Annotated in this window: 20 protein-coding genes; 8 read left to right on the top strand and 12 right to left on the bottom strand. The window is 65.6% G+C overall.

Annotated features, from left to right (window positions below):
• Positions 1-432 precede the first annotated feature (432 nt).
• The 3 genes from ACFVWG_RS13050 to ACFVWG_RS13040 form a co-directional block, all read right to left on the bottom strand.
• Positions 433-915, bottom strand: a complete 483-nt coding sequence (locus ACFVWG_RS13050) for an SMI1/KNR4 family protein (protein WP_391543436.1) — start codon at positions 913-915, stop codon at positions 433-435.
• A gap of 117 nt (positions 916-1,032) precedes the next feature.
• Positions 1,033-2,040 (bottom strand): DUF3039 domain-containing protein, encoded by a 1,008-nt coding sequence (locus ACFVWG_RS13045; protein WP_391543435.1) that lies wholly within the window; start codon positions 2,038-2,040, stop codon positions 1,033-1,035.
• A 38-nt stretch (positions 2,041-2,078) separates the two neighbouring features.
• A complete protein-coding gene (locus ACFVWG_RS13040; protein ID WP_391543434.1) occupies positions 2,079-2,480 on the bottom strand; it encodes a helix-turn-helix domain-containing protein in 402 nt (133 codons plus the stop codon).
• Positions 2,481-2,677: 197 nt separating this feature from the next.
• Between ACFVWG_RS13040 and ACFVWG_RS13035 the strand changes: the two genes are divergently transcribed.
• Entirely contained in the window at positions 2,678-3,037 is a 360-nt protein-coding gene (locus ACFVWG_RS13035; RefSeq protein WP_391543433.1) for a hypothetical protein, read from the top strand.
• Between the two features lie 380 nt (positions 3,038-3,417).
• Here ACFVWG_RS13035 and ACFVWG_RS13030 read toward each other — a convergent pair whose 3' ends face one another.
• The 5 genes from ACFVWG_RS13030 to ACFVWG_RS13010 all read right to left on the bottom strand — a co-directional run bounded on the left by ACFVWG_RS13030 (position 3,418) and on the right by ACFVWG_RS13010 (position 7,005).
• The gene (locus ACFVWG_RS13030) at positions 3,418-3,864 is read right to left on the bottom strand and encodes a hypothetical protein (RefSeq protein WP_391543432.1); all 447 of its coding nucleotides are present in this window, start codon (positions 3,862-3,864) and stop codon (positions 3,418-3,420) included.
• A 316-nt stretch (positions 3,865-4,180) separates the two neighbouring features.
• Positions 4,181-4,462, bottom strand: coding sequence for a hypothetical protein (locus tag ACFVWG_RS13025; RefSeq protein ID WP_391543431.1), 282 nt, complete (start codon positions 4,460-4,462; stop codon positions 4,181-4,183).
• A 157-nt stretch (positions 4,463-4,619) separates the two neighbouring features.
• Positions 4,620-4,841 (bottom strand): hypothetical protein, encoded by a 222-nt coding sequence (locus ACFVWG_RS13020; RefSeq protein WP_391543430.1) that lies wholly within the window; start codon positions 4,839-4,841, stop codon positions 4,620-4,622.
• 206 nt (positions 4,842-5,047) lie between these two features.
• Positions 5,048-6,481, bottom strand: coding sequence for a carboxylesterase family protein (locus ACFVWG_RS13015; protein ID WP_391543429.1), 1,434 nt, complete (start codon positions 6,479-6,481; stop codon positions 5,048-5,050).
• Positions 6,482-6,618: 137 nt separating this feature from the next.
• Positions 6,619-7,005: an MmcQ/YjbR family DNA-binding protein gene (locus ACFVWG_RS13010; protein ID WP_391543428.1), complete on the bottom strand. Its 387-nt coding sequence runs from the start codon at positions 7,003-7,005 to the stop codon at positions 6,619-6,621.
• A 104-nt stretch (positions 7,006-7,109) separates the two neighbouring features.
• Between ACFVWG_RS13010 and ACFVWG_RS13005 the strand changes: the two genes are divergently transcribed.
• The 3 genes from ACFVWG_RS13005 (at position 7,110) to ACFVWG_RS12995 (ending at position 9,127) form a co-directional block, all read left to right on the top strand.
• The gene (locus ACFVWG_RS13005; protein WP_391543427.1) at positions 7,110-7,703 is read left to right on the top strand and encodes a TetR/AcrR family transcriptional regulator; all 594 of its coding nucleotides are present in this window, start codon (positions 7,110-7,112) and stop codon (positions 7,701-7,703) included.
• On the top strand, positions 7,696-8,691 hold the full coding sequence (locus ACFVWG_RS13000) for a zinc-binding dehydrogenase (RefSeq protein WP_391543426.1): 996 nt from the start codon (positions 7,696-7,698) through the stop codon (positions 8,689-8,691). Before ACFVWG_RS13005 ends, ACFVWG_RS13000 begins: the two co-directional genes overlap by 8 nt.
• Before the next feature lie 172 nt (positions 8,692-8,863).
• Entirely contained in the window at positions 8,864-9,127 is a 264-nt protein-coding gene (locus tag ACFVWG_RS12995; RefSeq protein WP_391543425.1) for a hypothetical protein, read from the top strand.
• A 425-nt stretch (positions 9,128-9,552) separates the two neighbouring features.
• Here the strand turns inward: ACFVWG_RS12995 and ACFVWG_RS12990 are convergent, their stop codons facing one another.
• Positions 9,553-10,392, bottom strand: a complete 840-nt coding sequence (locus tag ACFVWG_RS12990) for a carotenoid biosynthesis protein (RefSeq protein WP_391543424.1) — start codon at positions 10,390-10,392, stop codon at positions 9,553-9,555.
• On the bottom strand, positions 10,380-11,852 hold the full coding sequence (locus ACFVWG_RS12985) for an FAD-dependent monooxygenase (RefSeq protein ID WP_391543423.1): 1,473 nt from the start codon (positions 11,850-11,852) through the stop codon (positions 10,380-10,382). Before ACFVWG_RS12985 ends, ACFVWG_RS12990 begins: the two co-directional genes overlap by 13 nt.
• 121 nt (positions 11,853-11,973) lie before the next feature.
• On the opposite strand from ACFVWG_RS12985, the gene ACFVWG_RS12980 reads away from it, so the two are divergent.
• Positions 11,974-12,702, top strand: coding sequence for a TetR/AcrR family transcriptional regulator (locus tag ACFVWG_RS12980; RefSeq protein ID WP_391543422.1), 729 nt, complete (start codon positions 11,974-11,976; stop codon positions 12,700-12,702).
• A gap of 17 nt (positions 12,703-12,719) precedes the next feature.
• Here the strand turns inward: ACFVWG_RS12980 and ACFVWG_RS12975 are convergent, their stop codons facing one another.
• The gene (locus tag ACFVWG_RS12975) at positions 12,720-12,869 is read right to left on the bottom strand and encodes a hypothetical protein (protein ID WP_391543421.1); all 150 of its coding nucleotides are present in this window, start codon (positions 12,867-12,869) and stop codon (positions 12,720-12,722) included.
• A 68-nt stretch (positions 12,870-12,937) separates the two neighbouring features.
• Between ACFVWG_RS12975 and ACFVWG_RS12970 the strand changes: the two genes are divergently transcribed.
• Positions 12,938-14,446 carry an FG-GAP-like repeat-containing protein gene (locus tag ACFVWG_RS12970; RefSeq protein WP_391543420.1) on the top strand — a complete coding sequence of 503 codons (1,509 nt, stop codon included), beginning with the start codon at positions 12,938-12,940 and terminating at the stop codon, positions 14,444-14,446.
• A 10-nt stretch (positions 14,447-14,456) separates the two neighbouring features.
• Here ACFVWG_RS12970 and ACFVWG_RS12965 read toward each other — a convergent pair whose 3' ends face one another.
• Positions 14,457-15,056 (bottom strand): TetR/AcrR family transcriptional regulator, encoded by a 600-nt coding sequence (locus ACFVWG_RS12965; RefSeq protein WP_391543419.1) that lies wholly within the window; start codon positions 15,054-15,056, stop codon positions 14,457-14,459.
• A gap of 110 nt (positions 15,057-15,166) precedes the next feature.
• On the opposite strand from ACFVWG_RS12965, the gene ACFVWG_RS12960 reads away from it, so the two are divergent.
• Together ACFVWG_RS12960 and ACFVWG_RS12955 are read left to right on the top strand one after the other, a co-directional pair.
• Positions 15,167-16,594, top strand: a complete 1,428-nt coding sequence (locus ACFVWG_RS12960) for an FAD-dependent monooxygenase (RefSeq protein WP_391543418.1) — start codon at positions 15,167-15,169, stop codon at positions 16,592-16,594.
• Between the two features lie 12 nt (positions 16,595-16,606).
• Positions 16,607-17,854 (top strand): amidohydrolase family protein, encoded by a 1,248-nt coding sequence (locus ACFVWG_RS12955; protein ID WP_391543417.1) that lies wholly within the window; start codon positions 16,607-16,609, stop codon positions 17,852-17,854.
• The last annotated feature ends 1 nt before the right edge of the window (position 17,855 follow it).

Here is a 17,855-nt window from a genome sequence, read left to right as displayed (position 1 = left end):
CCGGAGGTTCCACCCTCACTCTGGGCGCCGCAGTTCGCGTCGATTGCGCACGCGCGCGCGTTGCACGTATGTACGCATTCCGGTCACGCGGTCGATTTCTCCAACGCACTGGGTGCCAGGACGTCGTTCATCGGCGGTCTGCGGCATCGATCCATTCACGAAGCGCGGGGACAACCTGGGCGTCGAGGGAAGTCGAGCGAACCGAACTCCTCAATTTGGTCGACGCCGTGTGCCGCGCCCACGAGATAACGTCGAGACTGCCGGGAGGCGTGGCCTCCGGGCAGCGGCCGCCTGGAACTCCTCCAGAAGATCCGACGTGCTCGCTACCGAGGCACATCGCCCACACATGCCTCACCCCGCCACGCTCCACCGACGCGACCGGGGCCCGCGCGACCTGCCCGATGATGGGCAGCGACGCCATGCCCGGCTGGCTCAACTGTCAAGCGACTCGCAATCGACGAGCCGGGCAATGAAGGCGCCAAAGGAATCGGCGACCTTCCGTGGGATCCGATCTTCGTCGATGTAGGTTACGGAAGGCTCCTCATCGGGCCCGCTCGAGTAGTCAAGCATCACGGTGTCATGACCAGCAGATGGGGTATCGCAGATGACGATTCCGATGTCTGGATAGCCCCACTCCGAAATCAGGTAAGGGCTTCCGCCGCCTCGTGAAGAATTTATTCCCCAAGAGCCTCCGATCCCCAAAAGACCACTGATCTCAAAGTGATCATCTGCCCACGATGTAGGAAAATCCGTCGGGCAGCAACATCGCCGCGGACTACCCCCATTACGCTCAAACAGCAGGTCTATATAGGCCTGCGGAAGCTTGTAACCCAGGAATTCCTCAGCATCCCGGATCATCGCCAGCTCAAGGTCTGGACCAGTGTAATAAAGGGAGTCGTCAAAGAATTGACTCAATTTGCGAATCCTCCGGTATGCCCCGTATCTCGGTGAACCGTCCGCCCAGAAGCCCCGTTACGCCGACTGCAAGCAGAGACGAGCGGAGCGGAGCGGGGCAGAGATTGTGCGGCGTACTCATTGTTCGGGCAGTTCGTCGAAGCGAGTCGAGCACGTCTCGCATTTCGGCATCGACTCGTGATCCTGCGTCGGCACGAAGTACACACCACACATCGCCCGAACTGCACGGCCTTCGATAGTGCTGCCCGCCAGGTGCCTGGTATGCACGTAATGACTGGAGGTTCCCAACTGCGAGACTGCCAGCTCATTGGCCTCGACCAATGCAGCGAGCTGGACCGTCCGCTCAGTCCAGGCACCAGGCTCCGCGATAGTCGAGTAGGCGTCCTTGTAGCGATCCCAGCTCTGCACCGGTGGACTGAGCGCGATGAGCATCCTCATCGTTAGCTGCCACTCCAGATTGGTGCCGATCGAGCCATGGACCGTATCGATCTCCAGCAGAATTTCGTCTGCCTCGTAGCCCTCATCCCGCACTGCAGTCACAGTCAGATCGACCACCGCTAGCTTTCGCTCGACATGGCGAGGCTGGCGCACCTCAATCCGCCGCGTGCCTCCATCATGGACGCATCGCAGCGCTTCGAGGACCTGGCGTTGGACCTCAAGCTCCCACTCGGTCATCAGTCGCGCAGCGGTCTCCCGCCTCAGCAGTCGCTTGTCCTCGTCGGCCGGCAGCCAACGAGCGACGTCCCCAGAATCGTTCTCTCGCTTGGCATGCTGGTAGAAATCGTCATGATCCTTGTGCTCGCCCTTGGCGAGGCCCGCTGCGACCAGCCAGCACACGCCGGACTCAGGATCCTCCCACACGGCACCACGCCACTGCGCCGACTTGATCTCCAGCAGGCGCAGCCGAGTCACGGAGACGATCTGTCCGACGAAGGTGTCCTCTTCCGGATCAGCGCCGAACGAACCCGCGGCCTTGGCGATGATCGGATGGGGCAGCTCGCTGAGCGGATGCAACTCGTCGTACCGCTTGTCGCGCAGGTAGCGCTGCGGCAGAGGCGAGGTCCAGCCGCTCGTCAGATCGTCGGCAAGAGCGCGAAGGGTAGGTCGGGCGCGGCGGCTGTGCACCTGACAAATCTTGCCCAACCGATCGCCGAAACGCCCAATCAGATCAAGCCGTCAGCGATCTCGTCGATCGCACTAGAGGCTGTGCTTCGCTGATGCGCAAAACGTTCGGCGAGTTCGCGGCGGTCAGCATCGCGCTGCGACTCGAACGAGGCAAGATCGCGCAGCCGGATACGTCGATCCCGGCCAACGCGATGCGACGCGATCTCACCGCTGTCGAGCATCTTGTACAAATGTGTACGACTCATACCGAGTCGCTCCGCGGCTTGATTCGGCGTGACTGCCTCAGAACCGCCACTGACCACCAGGGCATCGTCTTCGCGAACGCATCGGCTAAGACTTAACAGCGCAGCGCGGAGCTCTGGTCCAGCCTTCGAGACAGCGAACTGCTCCAGCGCATCGAGCTGTTCAGAAGGGATCTTTGCCGTCTCGAAAGTCTTCATAGCAGTCCCCAACCAGTCACAGATGCCTCAGATGTCATAGATGACACTACAGCTGGTTTCAGAAACTCTCAAGAGTGAATAACGTCCGGGCTGCCGCGTCGGGGGACTGGCTGCCCCCTCTTCGATCATGGCGAACTGCCAGTACTACCCCAGCCCCGTTGAGTCCAACCAGGCGGAGATCAAATGCGGATTCTGGCGTGACCTGGATCCTGAGCCAGACGCAGCCGCGCATCGAGGTATATCCGATCGTCGTGCCGGACAGGCCCGATGAGTACAACCTGAAAGCTCGGATCCTCCTGGAAGGAACTCACCAGGCCGGGCTGGATGCCACCGGAGATCCGTGGAGAGTAGAGGTCTGGCTCGAGGACGGGACTCCACTCGTAGCGCGGGGCAGTTCCGCCGGCTACGGGGACGACCACATCGACATCACCGCCGACTTCGACCCAGTCCCCGCGGGCAGCCGGGTCGGCCGGGTCTCGGTTCCCAACGAGTCCGTAGGGGAATGGAGCCTCACCCTTCCGGCAGCCGAAAGCCAAGCCGGTCTAACCGACAGCTAGGACCACCCTGGCCCAGGGCCTGGCGAAGTCGACACCCGCGGTCGGGCGACGTTCGATTAGGTGCCGACGGCGCACGGCGCATCCCTTGTGTCCCTGCGACCGCAGGTCCGCTATCAATGATGCCTGGCCGCTGCCATCGTCGCCGCAGAACACGGCGTCTGGGGCCGGACGACCGAGGATGAACGCGATGCGATCCTTGAAGAGCTTGTAGCCCGCGGCCAGACCTCCGCCGGCCGTCCATGACACCGTCGTACACGGCACATCCGGCAGTGAGACTAAAACTTTGCGTTGCCTGCGCCTCTTGGCCACAGGCAACGCTTGCGGTGGTTCCGAGACCTCTGGTACCCAGCCTGCGGCCGTAGTGGGACAGAAGCAATGCCCTAGATGCCGTCAGCGAACGCGCTCCGAATGCTGTCCCCGTACTCGTCATCCGAAAGCGCGTCCAGGTTCGCTTGCCCCAGTTCAAAGTGGCGACGAGCGTTGGCATCATCGCCTAGGCGTCGATAGTCCACGGCCAAGTTCAGATGTAGGGACGGCAGGAGAGCGTTCTTGCCCCCAGGATTGTCTCTCTCGATGGCTTGTTGGTCGGTCAGTTCATCCATGAAGGCGAGCGCTCGAAGGTCCCACGCGAGTTCATCTTCCGGGCGCTCCTGCACATCAGCCAGCGAGTGAGCAAGGAAGACCTTGGCGAACGCGTCGTCTCCGCTTTCGACATCAGCGACCAGGAACTCCATGAGAATCTTTGCCTCGGGCGAGCGGCCCTGTTCGCGGAGGGCGATCCCCTCGCGGATAGTTGCGTACGCGGGCGACTCGGGCGGGGTAGGCATGCTGGTCCTCTGATCGCGGATGGGTGCAACTCGCGAGTTGTGCAGGATCAAAACAGTAGCCGCTACCTAGTCGCCAAAGGTTGAATAGCACTGCGCCCGGTGTCGCATCGGAGCGTAGCGGTGGGCCACACACTTGATCGCTGACTTGTGCGGCCCTCGTCTCTCCACTCAGATTGGTTCAGTCAATGAAGCCGTCCCACTTCACCTTGTAGCGGGCGCCTCCAGGCAGGCACATGCGTTGGCCGCAACGAGCGTGGGCAGCGGATCGAGGTGACTGCCCGGGGCATGCAATCTGAGTGGACGCTGAATCGGTGAATCAGCGCTTGAACCAGCTCCCCCAAGATCTGTCACCATCCGAGTCGACGTATCGCTCGAACACAACCCGTACCGCCGAGTGTGCATTGAGAGACTTCATGATCTCGGCGTGGCGATCTCTTGCTGTCGACCAGAGCGCCACCCCGACGCCCGATCGGTCATTGAGGGGGCCAGCGGACATGACTACGTCGCCGTAGTCCGTCACGAGTCGCTCGGCGACCGGATCGAGCTCGGCGAGCGAGTAACTGCGCGGCGAGTCGTCGGAGTGGCTGTTACTCGGCATGTCCGCTCCTGGGATCCCTAGCTCCACATGAAGCTACTGCCACTACAACTTAGCCACGTGCGGGCTTTGACCGATAGTGCTGGCGCGGGGCCCCGCCCGCAGGGGGACAGGGGCTACCTTCGACGCGTCATTGACGCTTCGGCAGGTCAGGTGGCTTCTATCTCGTCGTAGCGCGGGTTGCTGAGTCTGCGGCTGCGGTCGTCGGCGACGGGAACAGGAATCTGTGAGTGACTGCGGCCAGGAGGCAGCCGGCCAAGGGAGCCACCAGGAAGACCCAGACCTGGCTGAGCGCGGCGCCGCCGCCGGCGCTCCATCGCTCGTTGAAGGACTTCTCCAACTCGATGATGGTCCTGCTGATCTCTTCCTTGCTGACGCTCATGCCATGTCCCTTTCACAGGTGCTGTAACCGGAACGCCTTCCCCGCCGGCTGCGAGGGGCCAGCGTGAGAAAGAAGACGCTCCTGACGTTGAAACTGCGAGCCGCAGCAGGCTGTCGAGCTCGCCGGCCTGCGCGCTTCGACGCCAAGGACAGTCGCGACCATGAGACGGGACCGCCAGGGGCACCTACGGCGCGGGCTCGGATCAGCTATGGGCGGTCGATGCCGGCGAAGATTTCGAGTACGTCCTTCGCGTGGGTGGTGGCGTCGTAGGCTACGTCCCCGATGCCATGCGCGTTGGGAACGGTGGTCACGGGCTCCCACAATTTGTTGGTGTCGCCCGTTGCGAGGGCGAGCAGAGCGTCGCGAACGAAGGTGTCACGGGCAATCTGCTGGTCGCTAGCGCCAGGTCGCGTCTGGCCGACGATGCCGTACATCTCGGTTCCGTGAACGGCGTGCGCTCCCTCGACGGGGCCGATGGAGAGTAGGTGTGCGTTGCCTCCGGACGCGGCGTGCGCGAGCGCGCCACGGGTCTGAGGCAGGGTGAAGGTGAGGTCGGTGAGCAGCGCACCACGGACCTGGATAGGAGTGCGCCCGTCGACGTCGTAGGCGGCGATGATCTTGCGGGCGCGGCTGCGTGGGATGCGGTTTCGGTTGGCGAACTCCTCGAGGAAGCCGTCGATGCTGCCGGGGTCGAAGTCCTCGGTCCTGTGCAGGACCCACCAGTCGATCTCGTGGGTGGTGCTGCTGAAGAGGATATCGACGTCGCGGTGCTGACCGGACTCGAGGACTCGCAGGGGGTGGTCGGCGAGGACACCGTTCGGCTGGTTTCGGTCGTCGACGATGGCGATGAGGTCGTTGTCTACCCCGTGCGCTGCGCCGGGGTCTGACGACTGCGTTTTGGCCATCGTTTCAGCGAGGAGGTGCGCGTCGACGTTCAGGAGCTGCTCGGGGTCGTTCTGTAGGCCGAGCGCGGTGAGGACGGCGAGCGCGCGTTCCTCCGCCCCCCAGGCCGGTACCTGGCGTGCCGGCATACCGGAGAAGGCGGCCAGTCGGTGGTAGAGACCGTCGGCGGATGGTGCGGCGAGGAGGCTGAGGGTGGAGTAGGCGCCGGCGCTGTGGCCGGTGACGGTGACGTTGTCGGGGTCGCCGCCGAACCGGGCGATGTTCTCGCGGACCCATCGCAGGGCGGCGATGATGTCTTGCAGGCAGAGGTTTGTGGCTTCGGCGAGTGCGCCGCCGTAGTGGGACAGGGAGAGCGCACCGAAGGGGCCGAGCCGGTAGTTGAGGGAGACGCCGATGGCTCGCCCGGTCGCGGCGAGCCCGGACGCGTTGGAGGTGGTTTGCGTGTTCGAGCCCAGCATCCACCCGCCGCCGAAGACGTACACGACGACAGGGAGGGGCTTTGCTCCGCTCTCCGTCGGTGCCCAGATGTTGAGGTTCAGGCAGTCCTCGCTGAAGCCGTTGTCGGCCTCGAGCCAGCTGGTGTCCCCGGCTTGGAGCGGCGCGGGTCCCTTCTGGTCGTAGGGCAGGTCGGGGTCGAAGAGCACAACCTTCGGGCTGCGGAAGCGGTCCGCGGTGGCGTACGGGACGCCCAGCCAGGAGCGCACGGTGCTCCGCTCAGTGGTGTCGGTGCTGGTCATGTGACGAAGTTCCTTCCGGGGTTGGTCGTCGTCCGACGTGCTTGATTAGTCGACGAGGTTGGTGGCCGTGTTGTCAGTGGCCGCGCGGTCGGGGCGCAGGTTCGCCCAGTGCCGAAGCCGCTCGGTTCCCGAGCGCATCACCGGACATCGCGAGCGAACGTGGCAGGGTCAACCGGTCGCTTCGCACGCGGGAGATTCGCGACAACCAGCAGATAGGAGTCGGTGACCAGATCATCGATCAAGGTTTCCGGCAGGCCGCCCGAGGGGTGCAGCGTGATCCAGCGCTTCTTGTTCATGTGATAGCCGGGAGTGATGCCGTCGTGCTGCTCCTGAAGAGCTTTGCTGTCGTCCGGGTCGGTCTTCACAACCACGATCGGCTCCCCGGTGACGTCGGTGAGCAACATGAAGACCTTGTCCCGGACCTTGTAGACCTCCCAGCCGGGCCCGAACGGGTGCTCCAGATTCGCACCGGGTAGCTGCTGCACTCGCGCCCGAGCGTGCTCCTGCAGTTCAACGCCGTTCATGCGATCCCCTTCACCGTGGGCTAGATTGAGGTCAGGTACGTACGGATGTACGCACTCGGTCTGCGTACGAGTGTACGCACTACTTCAGGTATTTGGAGAGGGATATGCGACGAGGGAAACCGAATGACCCTGGGCGTCGCTCCCGGATCCTGCAAGCGACGCTCGACGTGATCAGGGCCGACGGCATCGGCGCGGCGTCCTACCGGGGCATCGCCGCGCACGCCGGGGTCCCGCTGGGATCGATGACCTACTACTTCCCCACCCTCGAGGGCCTGATCCTGAGTGCTCTCGATTCCACCCGTAGTGATCTTGAACCCCGCTACGCGGCCCCGCTGCGTGAGGCCCGCACGCCGGCAGACGTCGTCGAGGCGCTCGTCGAGGCGACGATCGGTTCGACAAGCCCCAGCCTCGTCGACATCCGTCTTTACGAGGAGATACGCCACTACGCTGCGCGGAACCCGACGGTGGCAGAGGTCCTCCAGGCGGTCGAGGACGATTCCCTGGTGATGCTCCATCGCGTGCTCCCGAACAGCACGGCGCTTGCGATCAACGCCCTGCTGTGGGGTTGGTGGAGCCACCGCCTGGCGCACCCCGATACTGCGCTCGACGAGCTGGCCGTGCGCCAGGCCTACGAAGCGCTTGTTGCCCTCCCCGCCCCCGGTCACCCATTCCACGAGAAGGAGCGGAACGATGCCTGAAACAATGCGTGCCATCCGACTTACCGGCCCCGCCGGCATCGAGGGCCTCGCGGTCAGCGACGTACCGATCCCGAAGGTTCGACCCGGGTGTGTGCGTATCCGGGTGATGGCATTCGGCGTCAACGAGTCTGAGGCCACGAGCCGCCAGGGAGAGTCCGGCCCCGACTTCTCCTTCCCCCGGATCTTGGGCATCGAAGCCGTCGGCGTCGTCGATGCCGCCGGCGACGGCGTCGCACTTCGCACCGGTCAGAAAGTCGCCACGATGATGGGAGGCCTCGGCCGAACCATCGATGGCAGCTACGCCGAGTACACCGTCGTCGACGCGGTCAACGTGATTCCGTTCGATACCCACCTCGGGTGGGACGTCGTCGGCGCGCTCCCGGAGATGCTGCAAACCGCCCACGGTTCGATCACCGCCGGACTAAGGCTGGAACCCGGCCAGAGCGTCCTCATCCACGGCGGCACGTCCACCGTAGGGCTCACCGCAATCGCGATCGCTCACCAGCTCGGCGCGACAGTCATCGCAACAACCCGGAACCCAGCCCGATCCGAGCTTCTCACCCGCGCCGGCGCCGACCATGCTCTCGTTGACGACGACACTCTGCCGCACGCGATCCGTAACCTCACACCAGACGGCCTCGACGCAGCCCTGGAATTCGTCGGCGCGACAGCGCTTCCAGCCACGCTGTCCTTCGTTCGACCCGGCGGCACAGTCTGCTTCGTCGGTGCGCTGAGTGGTACCTGGACCATCCCGGACTTTGACCCGTTCACCATCCCCACCGGAGTACGGCTCACCAGCTACGCCGGCGAAGCCAATGACCTTCCCTCCGGCGCGCTGAACCAGTACCTGCGCGCCATCGAGGCCGGCACCCTGAACATCGTCATCGCCGGAGCCCATGAAGGGCTCGAAAAGGTAGCCGAAGCACACCGCGACCTCGAGTCCCGCCACCAACCCGGGAAATACGTCATCGTCCTACCCACAACCTGAGGCCCGCCCATCAGATGCGCCACCACTGCGCGGCACCGAGACGCCTATGGGCCCGGTGCCTGATGGCCGGTGGCGCGGCATCAGTCGTGATCGTCTGTGACTGAGACGTGACCGAGTGGCGATCGTCGCCGAGGGCAACTAGTGCCGGCGCCGAGAGCCGCACACACTGGCTGTGTGGGCGAACTCCGTCTCGCGCAGCGTCCAGGCCAAGCGACTGTTCCTCATCGCGACGAAGTGCGCCACCTGCGGCGGACTGAGCGTCTACTACAACGGCAAGTACGTCGGCGCGGTGAGCCTGTACAAGGCCAGCACCGAGTACCAGGCGATCATCCCGCTACCGGTGCCCACGACCTTCCTGACCGGGTCCGTCCTGCTGACCACGCGGACGTCCGGTCAGACCTACCAAGTCGATGGGCTTTCGGTACGCCGTACCTGATCGGCTAGCAGACCTCGATGCGGTACAGACTGATGACCCTGGGTCGCCAGCTCGAGGCGATGGGCGAGTTGTTGCACGGCTGACGACTTGTCGGGTGAGGCCGCTGATAGCACAGCTTCACGAGAAGATCCGTCGGTAGAACCGGCGGATCTTCGGCCATGGCGTCGAACAGGTTCGGCTGGCAACGTCACCTTGGGAGCAGCTTCTCGCCAGACTTCCAGAGATCTGCCAGCGCTTTCGAGCCTCAGCATGATGACTGCCCCTGCCGCCTATGTGCGACCAGGCGAGGCAGTTCGAGAGCCCATCGACTTTATTGACCTCAGCGACTTCGGCGGACCTCAGCCGTCGGTACACCCTGACCAGTACTTGGTGACTGCGAACTTCACGGATGGCCGGGGAACCGACTGGCTGCCCGCTCCTGGTCATCACGCTGCGGGAGCACTACGCCGCTGGGCGATTCGGAGGAGGGAAAGCAGGGCGAGGAAGACCATTCCGTAGATGGCCAGCAGGGCTGAGGTTTGGTAGATGTCGGCGGTTTGCCAGGTCGCGCCGGTCGCATCGGTAACGGTGGTGTGCTCGCCGTTGATGAGCACTGTGAAGTACCCGAGCGTTGTGGCCGCGTAGAGCAGGACGGCCTGGGAGTCGCTCGCGGACCGCTCCTGTTGCCGCTGCGGCTCCGGGCCGCGGTAGTGCAGGTAGAGGGCGAAGACCTGCATGAAGAGGTAGACCGTGAAGGTCCAGCCCAGGTAGTTGATCAACGGTACGCCGAAGAAGCCGCCGCCGTCCTCCCAGATCCATGCCTGCTTGATGGTCGAGGCGGTCGGGTCGAAGGCGAGATCCCAGGCAGTCATGGCGAATGCGCCGATGACAGGGGTACCGATGGTGATCAGCCAGGGCGACCTGCGCCGTACCTCGTCGAGCAGAACGGTGGCCACGATCCAGGCGAGGTATCCGGTCGCCAGATAGGCCGGGCCGATGAACCACGGCACCTGGAAGATCTTGCCGTCGCCGGTGTAGTGGTAGTGACCGAAGGGGAAACCCGTTTGGATGCTGAGGTTTTCGAGGATGTTGCTGATCACCAGGCCGGCCACCACGAACACGCCGATGCCTCGCCAGCCGTAGCGTCGTGCGCCGTGCACGAGGAGGAACCCGACCTGGGCAACGATCACGACCAAGCGCAGACCGGGCGCGAAGGCGGTGACGGCCAGACCGAGGAGAACGATCCCCGTGACGACCCACAAGGTGGTGCGGTTCAGGACTGACATGCCACTGCTCCCAGCGTGAGGATTGCGTCGGCGAAGGAGGATTCCCAGTCGGCGGTGACGATGGCTCCGATGTATCCATCCGGCCGGATCAGGACGAGCGCATCGCCGGTGATGCCGTAGGTGTCTGCCGCCGCGGACGAGCTGCCGATCTCGATGCGATGAAGTGCGGCACCACCGGCCGGCCAGGTCAGCTGCGGCAAGATTTCGGCCGCCTCGGGACCGAAGGCCAGCAGGGTGAAATGCGGTCCCCGGAACGCCTCGAACAGACGCCGGGCCCCCGGTCCGTCGTACGGCGAATCCGGCGCGCGATCGCCGACTCGCAGGGTTCGTGTGGCGGGTACGGCGGCCGGAGCCAGCGGACCGCCGAAGTAGGACAACTCGAGTTGCCGTTCTTCGTCGCCGCGCTTCATGCTCGCGAGCCGGTTCTTGTCGATGCCGGCGTACAGCTCACTGGACCGGCCGAGCACGTGCGCGGCGATGGGTCGTCGTTCGAGCTCATAGCTGTCGAGCAGTGCGTCCGGCGCGCCGGCGAGGACCTGGCCGAGCTTCCAGCCGAGGTTGTATGCGTCCTGGACGCCCGTATTGAGCCCCTGTGCTCCGGCCGGTGTGTGCACATGGGCCGCGTCGCCCGCGACGAAGACCCGGCCGACCCGGTACCGCTCGACGATGCGGACGTTCGGCCGGAAGACCGAGGTCCAGGCGACGTCCCGCAGCCGAAGACCGGTCCGGGCCTGGAACCGGGCGGCCAGCGCGGCCTCGGCGACGTCCGGCGTCTCGTCGGGCCTGAGCCGGATCATCAACTGGAACAGCTCGGAGTGCGGAAGCGGACAGGCCCCGACGTACATGCCACCGAGGCCGGGCCACACATGCCAGCGATCACGGGACAGCCCGTCGATCACGGCATCCACGAGCAGCGTCCGATCGGTCTGGTCGGTTTCGCCCGCGAACCGGATACCGGCAGCCTTGCGGACGGCACTTCCACCACCGTCGGCGCCGACCAGGAACCGGCTGCGCACCTGCTCGCCGGAGGCGAGCGTGGTTGTCACGCCGTCCTCGTCCTGCACGAAGCCTTCCAAGGTCGTGCCGAACTCGATGTGCTGACCGAGGCGTTGCAGCAAACGATGCAGTACGGCGTCGGTGCGGGACTGGGGCAGTAGCAGGATGTCGGGGTAGGGCACGGCTGCGGTTGGCCGGTGCTTGCGCTGCATCCGCCAGGGCACAGTGATTGGGCCGAGATGAACGCCCATCAGCGGGTACGGTCCACCCTCGGCGAGGGCCTCGTCCAGTACTCCGAGATCCTCGAAGAGCTCCTGGGTGCGGGGCTGGATGCCCTTGGCGCGGGACCCTTCGAAGGCGCGCGGCGCCTTGTCGATCAGGCGCACGTCGAGACCGCGCCGTACCAGATCGGCCGCCAGCGTCGAGCCCACCGGCCCGGCTCCGGCAATCAGTACGTCGATCATCGCGCTCACCTCCCGCTCAGGTAATGGTTACGGCGTAGCCATTACGTTTCGGCTACAGTGTAGCCATATTTAGCTGACACTGACCAGCAGGGTCGTTTGTCGAGTGAGGCAGGGTGGGAGCGTGAGTCAGACAACTCCGCGGCCGGGAAGTCCGCGCTGGTGGCAGAACCGTCCGCCGAGGGAGCCCAGCGCAGAGCCGGGGCCGGGGCGTCCCGCCATGTCGTTCGACCGCGTCATCCGGACGGCGCTGGAGCTGATCGACGAGGTCGGTCCGGACGACTTCAGCATGAGACTGCTGGCCAAACGACTCGGCTCGAGCACCGCGACGCTCTACCGGCACTTCAAAGGCAAGGACGAGATCCTCGTCCACGTCGTGGACCACCTCTTCGGCGAGATCCCGCGCTACCTGACCGGCGTCTCGCCGGACTCGACCTGGCAGGCGAAACTGACCGGCAGCGCCGAGGCGATGTTCCGGACGCTGACGCAACATCCGCGGGTGGCGTCTCTCCTGGACGACCAGGTCCCGCTCGGGCCGCACGCACTCGCCGGCCGTGAGATCGCCCTCGGCGTCCTTCTCGCCAGCGGCTTCCCGCCCGAGGCCGCAGCCAGGGCATTCACCGCCGTGGGGCACTACATCATCGGCTTCGCCGGCCAACCAGGCGGCCACGAAGCATCCAGGCAGTACGGCAAGCAGGAGATCCGCGAGTTCTACCGATCCCTCGACGCCGCCCGCTTCCCAGCCACCCTCGCCGCTGGGCCGTACCTCCCGAACTCCTTGGACGACGAGTTCCGGTTCGGCCTACAGCTCATCGTGACCGGACTGGAGAAACACCTGACCGAGCACCACTGACCCGCCCCGACCGCGCATCAGGCCAAGGCCGGGGTGATGTCCATGTGGACGCGATAGTCGGTGATCTCGCCGGCGTGGAACTGGATGACTGTCACGCACGGCAGGGCGAGGGCGACCTCTTGAGAAATATCTATTAGCGCCCTACGTTGCCGCGAAAGCGCTCTCATCGCCCAGGGAGACCTCTCATGTTCGCTGGAATCGTTTCCGCCCCTCTTGACCTGATGAACGCGGCCTCATGAAGCGCCTCGCCTTGGCCCTCGCGCTCATCGCCGGGCTACTCGTCAGCACCGCCCCCACGGCGAGCGCCGTACCGGCTCTCAAGACTCTGCGGGTGATGCCGCTCGGGGACTCGATCACCGCCGGGGTCGGCAGTCCGACGTCATCGTCCTACCGCCGGCCGCTCGCCGCCCTGATCGACGGTCAGTCCCGGTACGCCGTCAACTTCGTTGGCTCGCAGGCGTCCGGCCAACTCGCCGACCTGTCGAACGAGGGCCACAGCGGGTGGATCATCGACCAGGTCCGCACCGAGATCGACAGCTGGCTCGCCGGTGCCCGGCCCGACGTCGTACTGCTGCATCTCGGCATCAACGACCTCAACCGCAACGTCGACGTACCGAACGCGCCCGCTCGCTTCAAGGGCCTGGTCGACCGGATCGTCGCCGACAAACCTGGTGTCACCGTGATCGTCCTCGGCCTGATCCCGACCACCCCCGGGCTCGAGTCCAAGGTCGCCACGTTCAACACCGCAATCAAGGCCGCCCTCACCAACCCCAAGACCCGGTACGTCGATCCGCCCGCGCTCACGTCGTCCGAGATGGCCGACGGGCTGCACCCCAACGACGCCGGATTCCAGCGGATGGCCCAGGCCTTCTACCCGGCCTTGGATCGCGCGTATTCCGACGGTGTCATCGCCGCAGCACCGGCTCTGAACGCGGGCAATGAGGCAGGTGGGTCCGGCAAGGTTCGCTGGGCCGACTTCGACGGCGACGGCCGGATGGACTATCTGGCGGTCGCGAGCAACGGCGCCGTACAGGCGTTCCTCAACCGTGGCGGCGACGGGCATGGCGGCTGGTCGCAACTCGGCCAAGTAGCGTCGGGCGTCACCACCGACGCGACCCGCGTCCGCTTCGCCGACTTCGACGGCGACAGCCGCGCCGATTACCTCGTCATCAACTCCAATGGCTCTGTGTCGGTCTACCTGAACCAGGGCGGCGATGGCCACGGTGGCTGGTCTGTGATCGGACAGGTGTTCGGCGGCGCGACCACCGATCAGGCCCAGGTGGTCTTCGCGGACTTCGATGGCGACGGGAAGACCGACTACCTGACCATCGCAGCATCCGGCGCCGTCCAGGCCTGGCTCAACCGCGGCGTCAACAACTGGACCTCCCTCGGCCAGGTAGCGACCGGTACGACGACCAGCCGGGCAACTGTGCGTTTCGCCGACCTCGACGGGGACACCCGAACCGACTACAGCGTCATCGCCACTGACGGCTCCGTCCAGACCTACCTGAACCGGGGCGGCGACGGCAGCGGCGGCTGGCTCCTTCTAGGCAAGACAGCAACCGGCCTGACCACCATCGCGAACCGCGTCTCGTTCAGCGATTTCACCGGCGACGGCAACGCCGACTACGCCATGGTCGACCTGACCACCAACGCGGCCACCGTCTACTCGTGGGCCGGCGGTGACGGCCACGGCGGCTGGATCAACCTCGGCCAGGTAGCGAGCGGCGTACCGATCGGTTGACCTGAAGACGCTAGCGGACAGATCCGAGGCCGGAGAGGCCTTCGACGAGTTGGGCGGCGGAGGCGCCGTCGACGAGGTGCTGGGTGACAATCAGGCCGGGCAGCATCGTCAGCAGTACGGCGCCTACCGCGTCGGGGTCGGCGTCCGGTGCGAGCCTGCCGTCGTCGAGCCAACACTGCGCGAGCTGGGTGAGGTGGACGCGGACGCCGGCGTAGAAGTCGTGGGTCCGGGTCCGCACCTCGGGCCGGCGGAGTGCCTCGGCCCAGGCGTACACGGCGATCTTGGACAGGTCGTAGTCCTCGTCTTTGTTGCGCTTGGCAACATAATCGACCAGGGCTTCGACGACCTCGGCCAGGGAGGGGGTCGGGTCCTGGGCGAGCAGGCCCGCCAGCAGGTTCCCGATCCGCTGGAGTGACTCCTCCGCGGTCGCGTCCACCAGCTCACTCTTGCTGCGGAAGTAGCGGTAGACGGCACTGGAGGACATGCCGGTGGCGGCGATGATGTCGTCCATCGACGTGGCGTGGAAGCCGTCACGCGTGAAGCACTGCCACGCACTGACGAGCACGTGCTGGCGACGCTGTTCCCACAGTTCCGTGCTGAGACGCGGCATGCGATCCATCCTAACTCAAAACGAAACGATCGTTGGCGTTAAGTCACCGACCGTGCTACGTTCGTCATCGTAAACGAAAACGTACGTTTCGGTTTAAGGAAGGAGGAATCATGGCCTCGTCAGCAACGGTTCCGACCCGGACGGATGTCCTCATCGTCGGTGCCGGTCCGGCCGGCCTGGCGCTGGCCGCGAGCCTGCGGCAGCTGGGCGTCGACCATGTGCTGATCGACCGCACCACGTCCATTCAGCCTGGTAGCAAGGCGGCCGCCGTCCAGCCGCGAACTCTGGAGTACCTGGACCGCATCGGAGTCGCCGAAACCTTGGTGAAGGTGGGTGTTCGCAGTCCCGGATTCTCTTTGCACGACTGCGAGAAGACCCTGCTCCGGGCGTCGTTCACCGATCTGGACACCCCGTTCCCCTACGTGCTGCTGGTGTCGCAGCAGACGACGGAGGAGTGTCTGCACGACCGGCTACTGGACCTCGGTGGCACGGTCCACCGCGACCACCGGTTCATCGACTTCACCGACGACTTCCCCGGTATCAGCGCGACGGTCGCCGGACCGGACGGCGTACTGCGCGCGATCTCGGCGCGTTATCTCGTGGGGTGCGACGGCGTCCGCAGTGACGTCCGGGCAGCCGCCGGCATCGAGTTCCCCGGTACGGCGCGTGAGTCGCGGTTCACGATTGCCGACATCAGGCTCTCCACCGTGGCCGAGGAACTGATCGCCCAGGACACGACCTTCTTTCTCTCCGGCGCCGGCATGCTGCTGTTCTCACCCTTGGCCGACGGGCAGTACCGCGTGGTCAGCCCGGCGCCGCCGGGGATGAGCGAGCCGACGCTGCACGACGTACAGAAACTGCTGACCGAGCGCGGGCCACTGTCCGGGCAGGCCACAGTGACCGAGGTGATCCGGGCTTCGACGTACCGCGTCCAGGAGCGAGTGGCCGAGAGCTTCCGCAAGGGACCGGTCTTCCTGGTCGGGGATGCCGCGCACACTCACAGCCCGGCCGGCGCGCAAGGTATGAACACCGGCATCCAGGACGCGGGCAACCTGGCCTGGAAACTGCACACCGTCCTGAATGGTGCCGCAGGCAACGATCTGCTGGATAGCTATCACACAGAACGGCATCCGATCGCCACCGCGATGGTCGGCTTCACCGCGACGTTCGCCAAGCTCGCCTCCGTGCGCGATCCGCTCGGCGCGCGGCTGCGCAACGACGTACTGGTTGCGGCGGCCGGAACGCTGGGCGTCACCGAATGGATCGCCGCCAAGCTGTCCGAACTCGATGTCAGCTATGCGGACGGCCCGACCGGTCCCCTGCGGATCGGCGACCGCGTACCGCCCACCGCCGTACCTGGCAGCGATCTGAACTGGACGCTCGCCACGCCTGACCCGCAAGAGATTCAGGGACTTCCCGTGAACGTGACCGCGAAGCACGTTCCCGCTCTCGACACTGCGTTGCTCGTGCGACCCGACGGCTATCTGGCCGCCAGCGGCGCACCGGCCGAACTTCTCACTCACCTTCCGATCGCCTAGGAGATGCCGCCCATGACCACCACACCCACCATCATCCGCAACGTTGCCGTCTTCGACGGTGTCCACCTTCAGCAGCGAGCAGACGTCCTCATCGACGGTCCGACCATCGCCGCCGTCGGCCCCGACCTCGCCGTACCGGCCGGAGCCACCGTCATCGACGGCCTCGGCTACACGCTGCTGCCGGGCCTCATCGACGCCCACACGCACACCATGAGTACCGCGCAACTCCATCAGGCACTGGTGTTCGGGGTCACCACCGAACTCGACATGGGCGGCGTACCCGAACACTCGCGCGCACTCCGCGCCGCTGCTCAGGCTCGATCCGACCTCGCCGACTTCCGGATCGCCACTACCGGCGCCACTGCCCCCGGCGGGCACCCGAGCCAGTTGGTCGAGCTGGGCTTCATGCCCCCGTTCCCGACGGTCGCCGGACCGGAGGACGCCGAGCGCTTCGTGGCCGACCGGATCGCCGACGGCGCCGACCATCTCAAGATCTTCATCGAGGACGGTACGGCGGCCGGCCACCCGATGCCGTTGCTCGCACCGGAGACGATCAAGGCGCTGGTGGCCGCCGCGCACGACCGCGGTCTGAAAGCCATCGCGCACACGATGACTCGCTCCGCGACCTGGACGGCAGTCAATGCCGGTGTCGACGGCCTCGCCCATGCTCCCGCGGACGGCCCCTCCGACCAGGCGCTGATCGATGCGGTCGCCGATGCGGGACTGTTCGTCGTACCGACCTTGGCGACGCTCGCCGGGATGAGCGAGCACCCGGTCGAGTTCCGGCTGGCCGCCGATCCGCGACTGCGCCCGTACGCCGATCCGCAGTGGCTCGAGGACCTCAAGAACCTGCCAGCCGATCCGGCCCAGCGAATGGGGCCGATGGCGATGGACGTCCGGAACGCGGCCGACTTCGCGATCCGGGTATTCCGGGCCGGCGTGCCGCTGGTCGCGGGAACCGATGGCACCGGCGGCGCCGGGCACCCAACCACCCACGGCATCAGCCTGCACGGCGAACTGACACTGATGGTCGAGGCCGGGCTCTCACCGGCCGAGGCGCTGATCACCGCCACCTCCGCAGCCGCCGACGCGTTCGGTCTGGCCGACCGCGGCCGCATCGCACCAGGACTGCGCGCGGACCTGCTGCTGGCCACCGGCGCACCGAACTCCGAGATCACCAGCCTCTACGGCATCACCAAGATCTGGAAGCAGGGCGTACTCGTCGACCGCACCGCCACCTTCTCCGACAGCGAGGACTGAT

It is taken from the genome of Kribbella sp. NPDC058245, assembly GCF_042882005.1.
Taxonomy (GTDB): domain Bacteria; phylum Actinomycetota; class Actinomycetes; order Propionibacteriales; family Kribbellaceae; genus Kribbella.
Note: the sequence above shows the minus strand (reverse complement) of the source record. Positions and strands in the feature narration are given on the sequence as shown.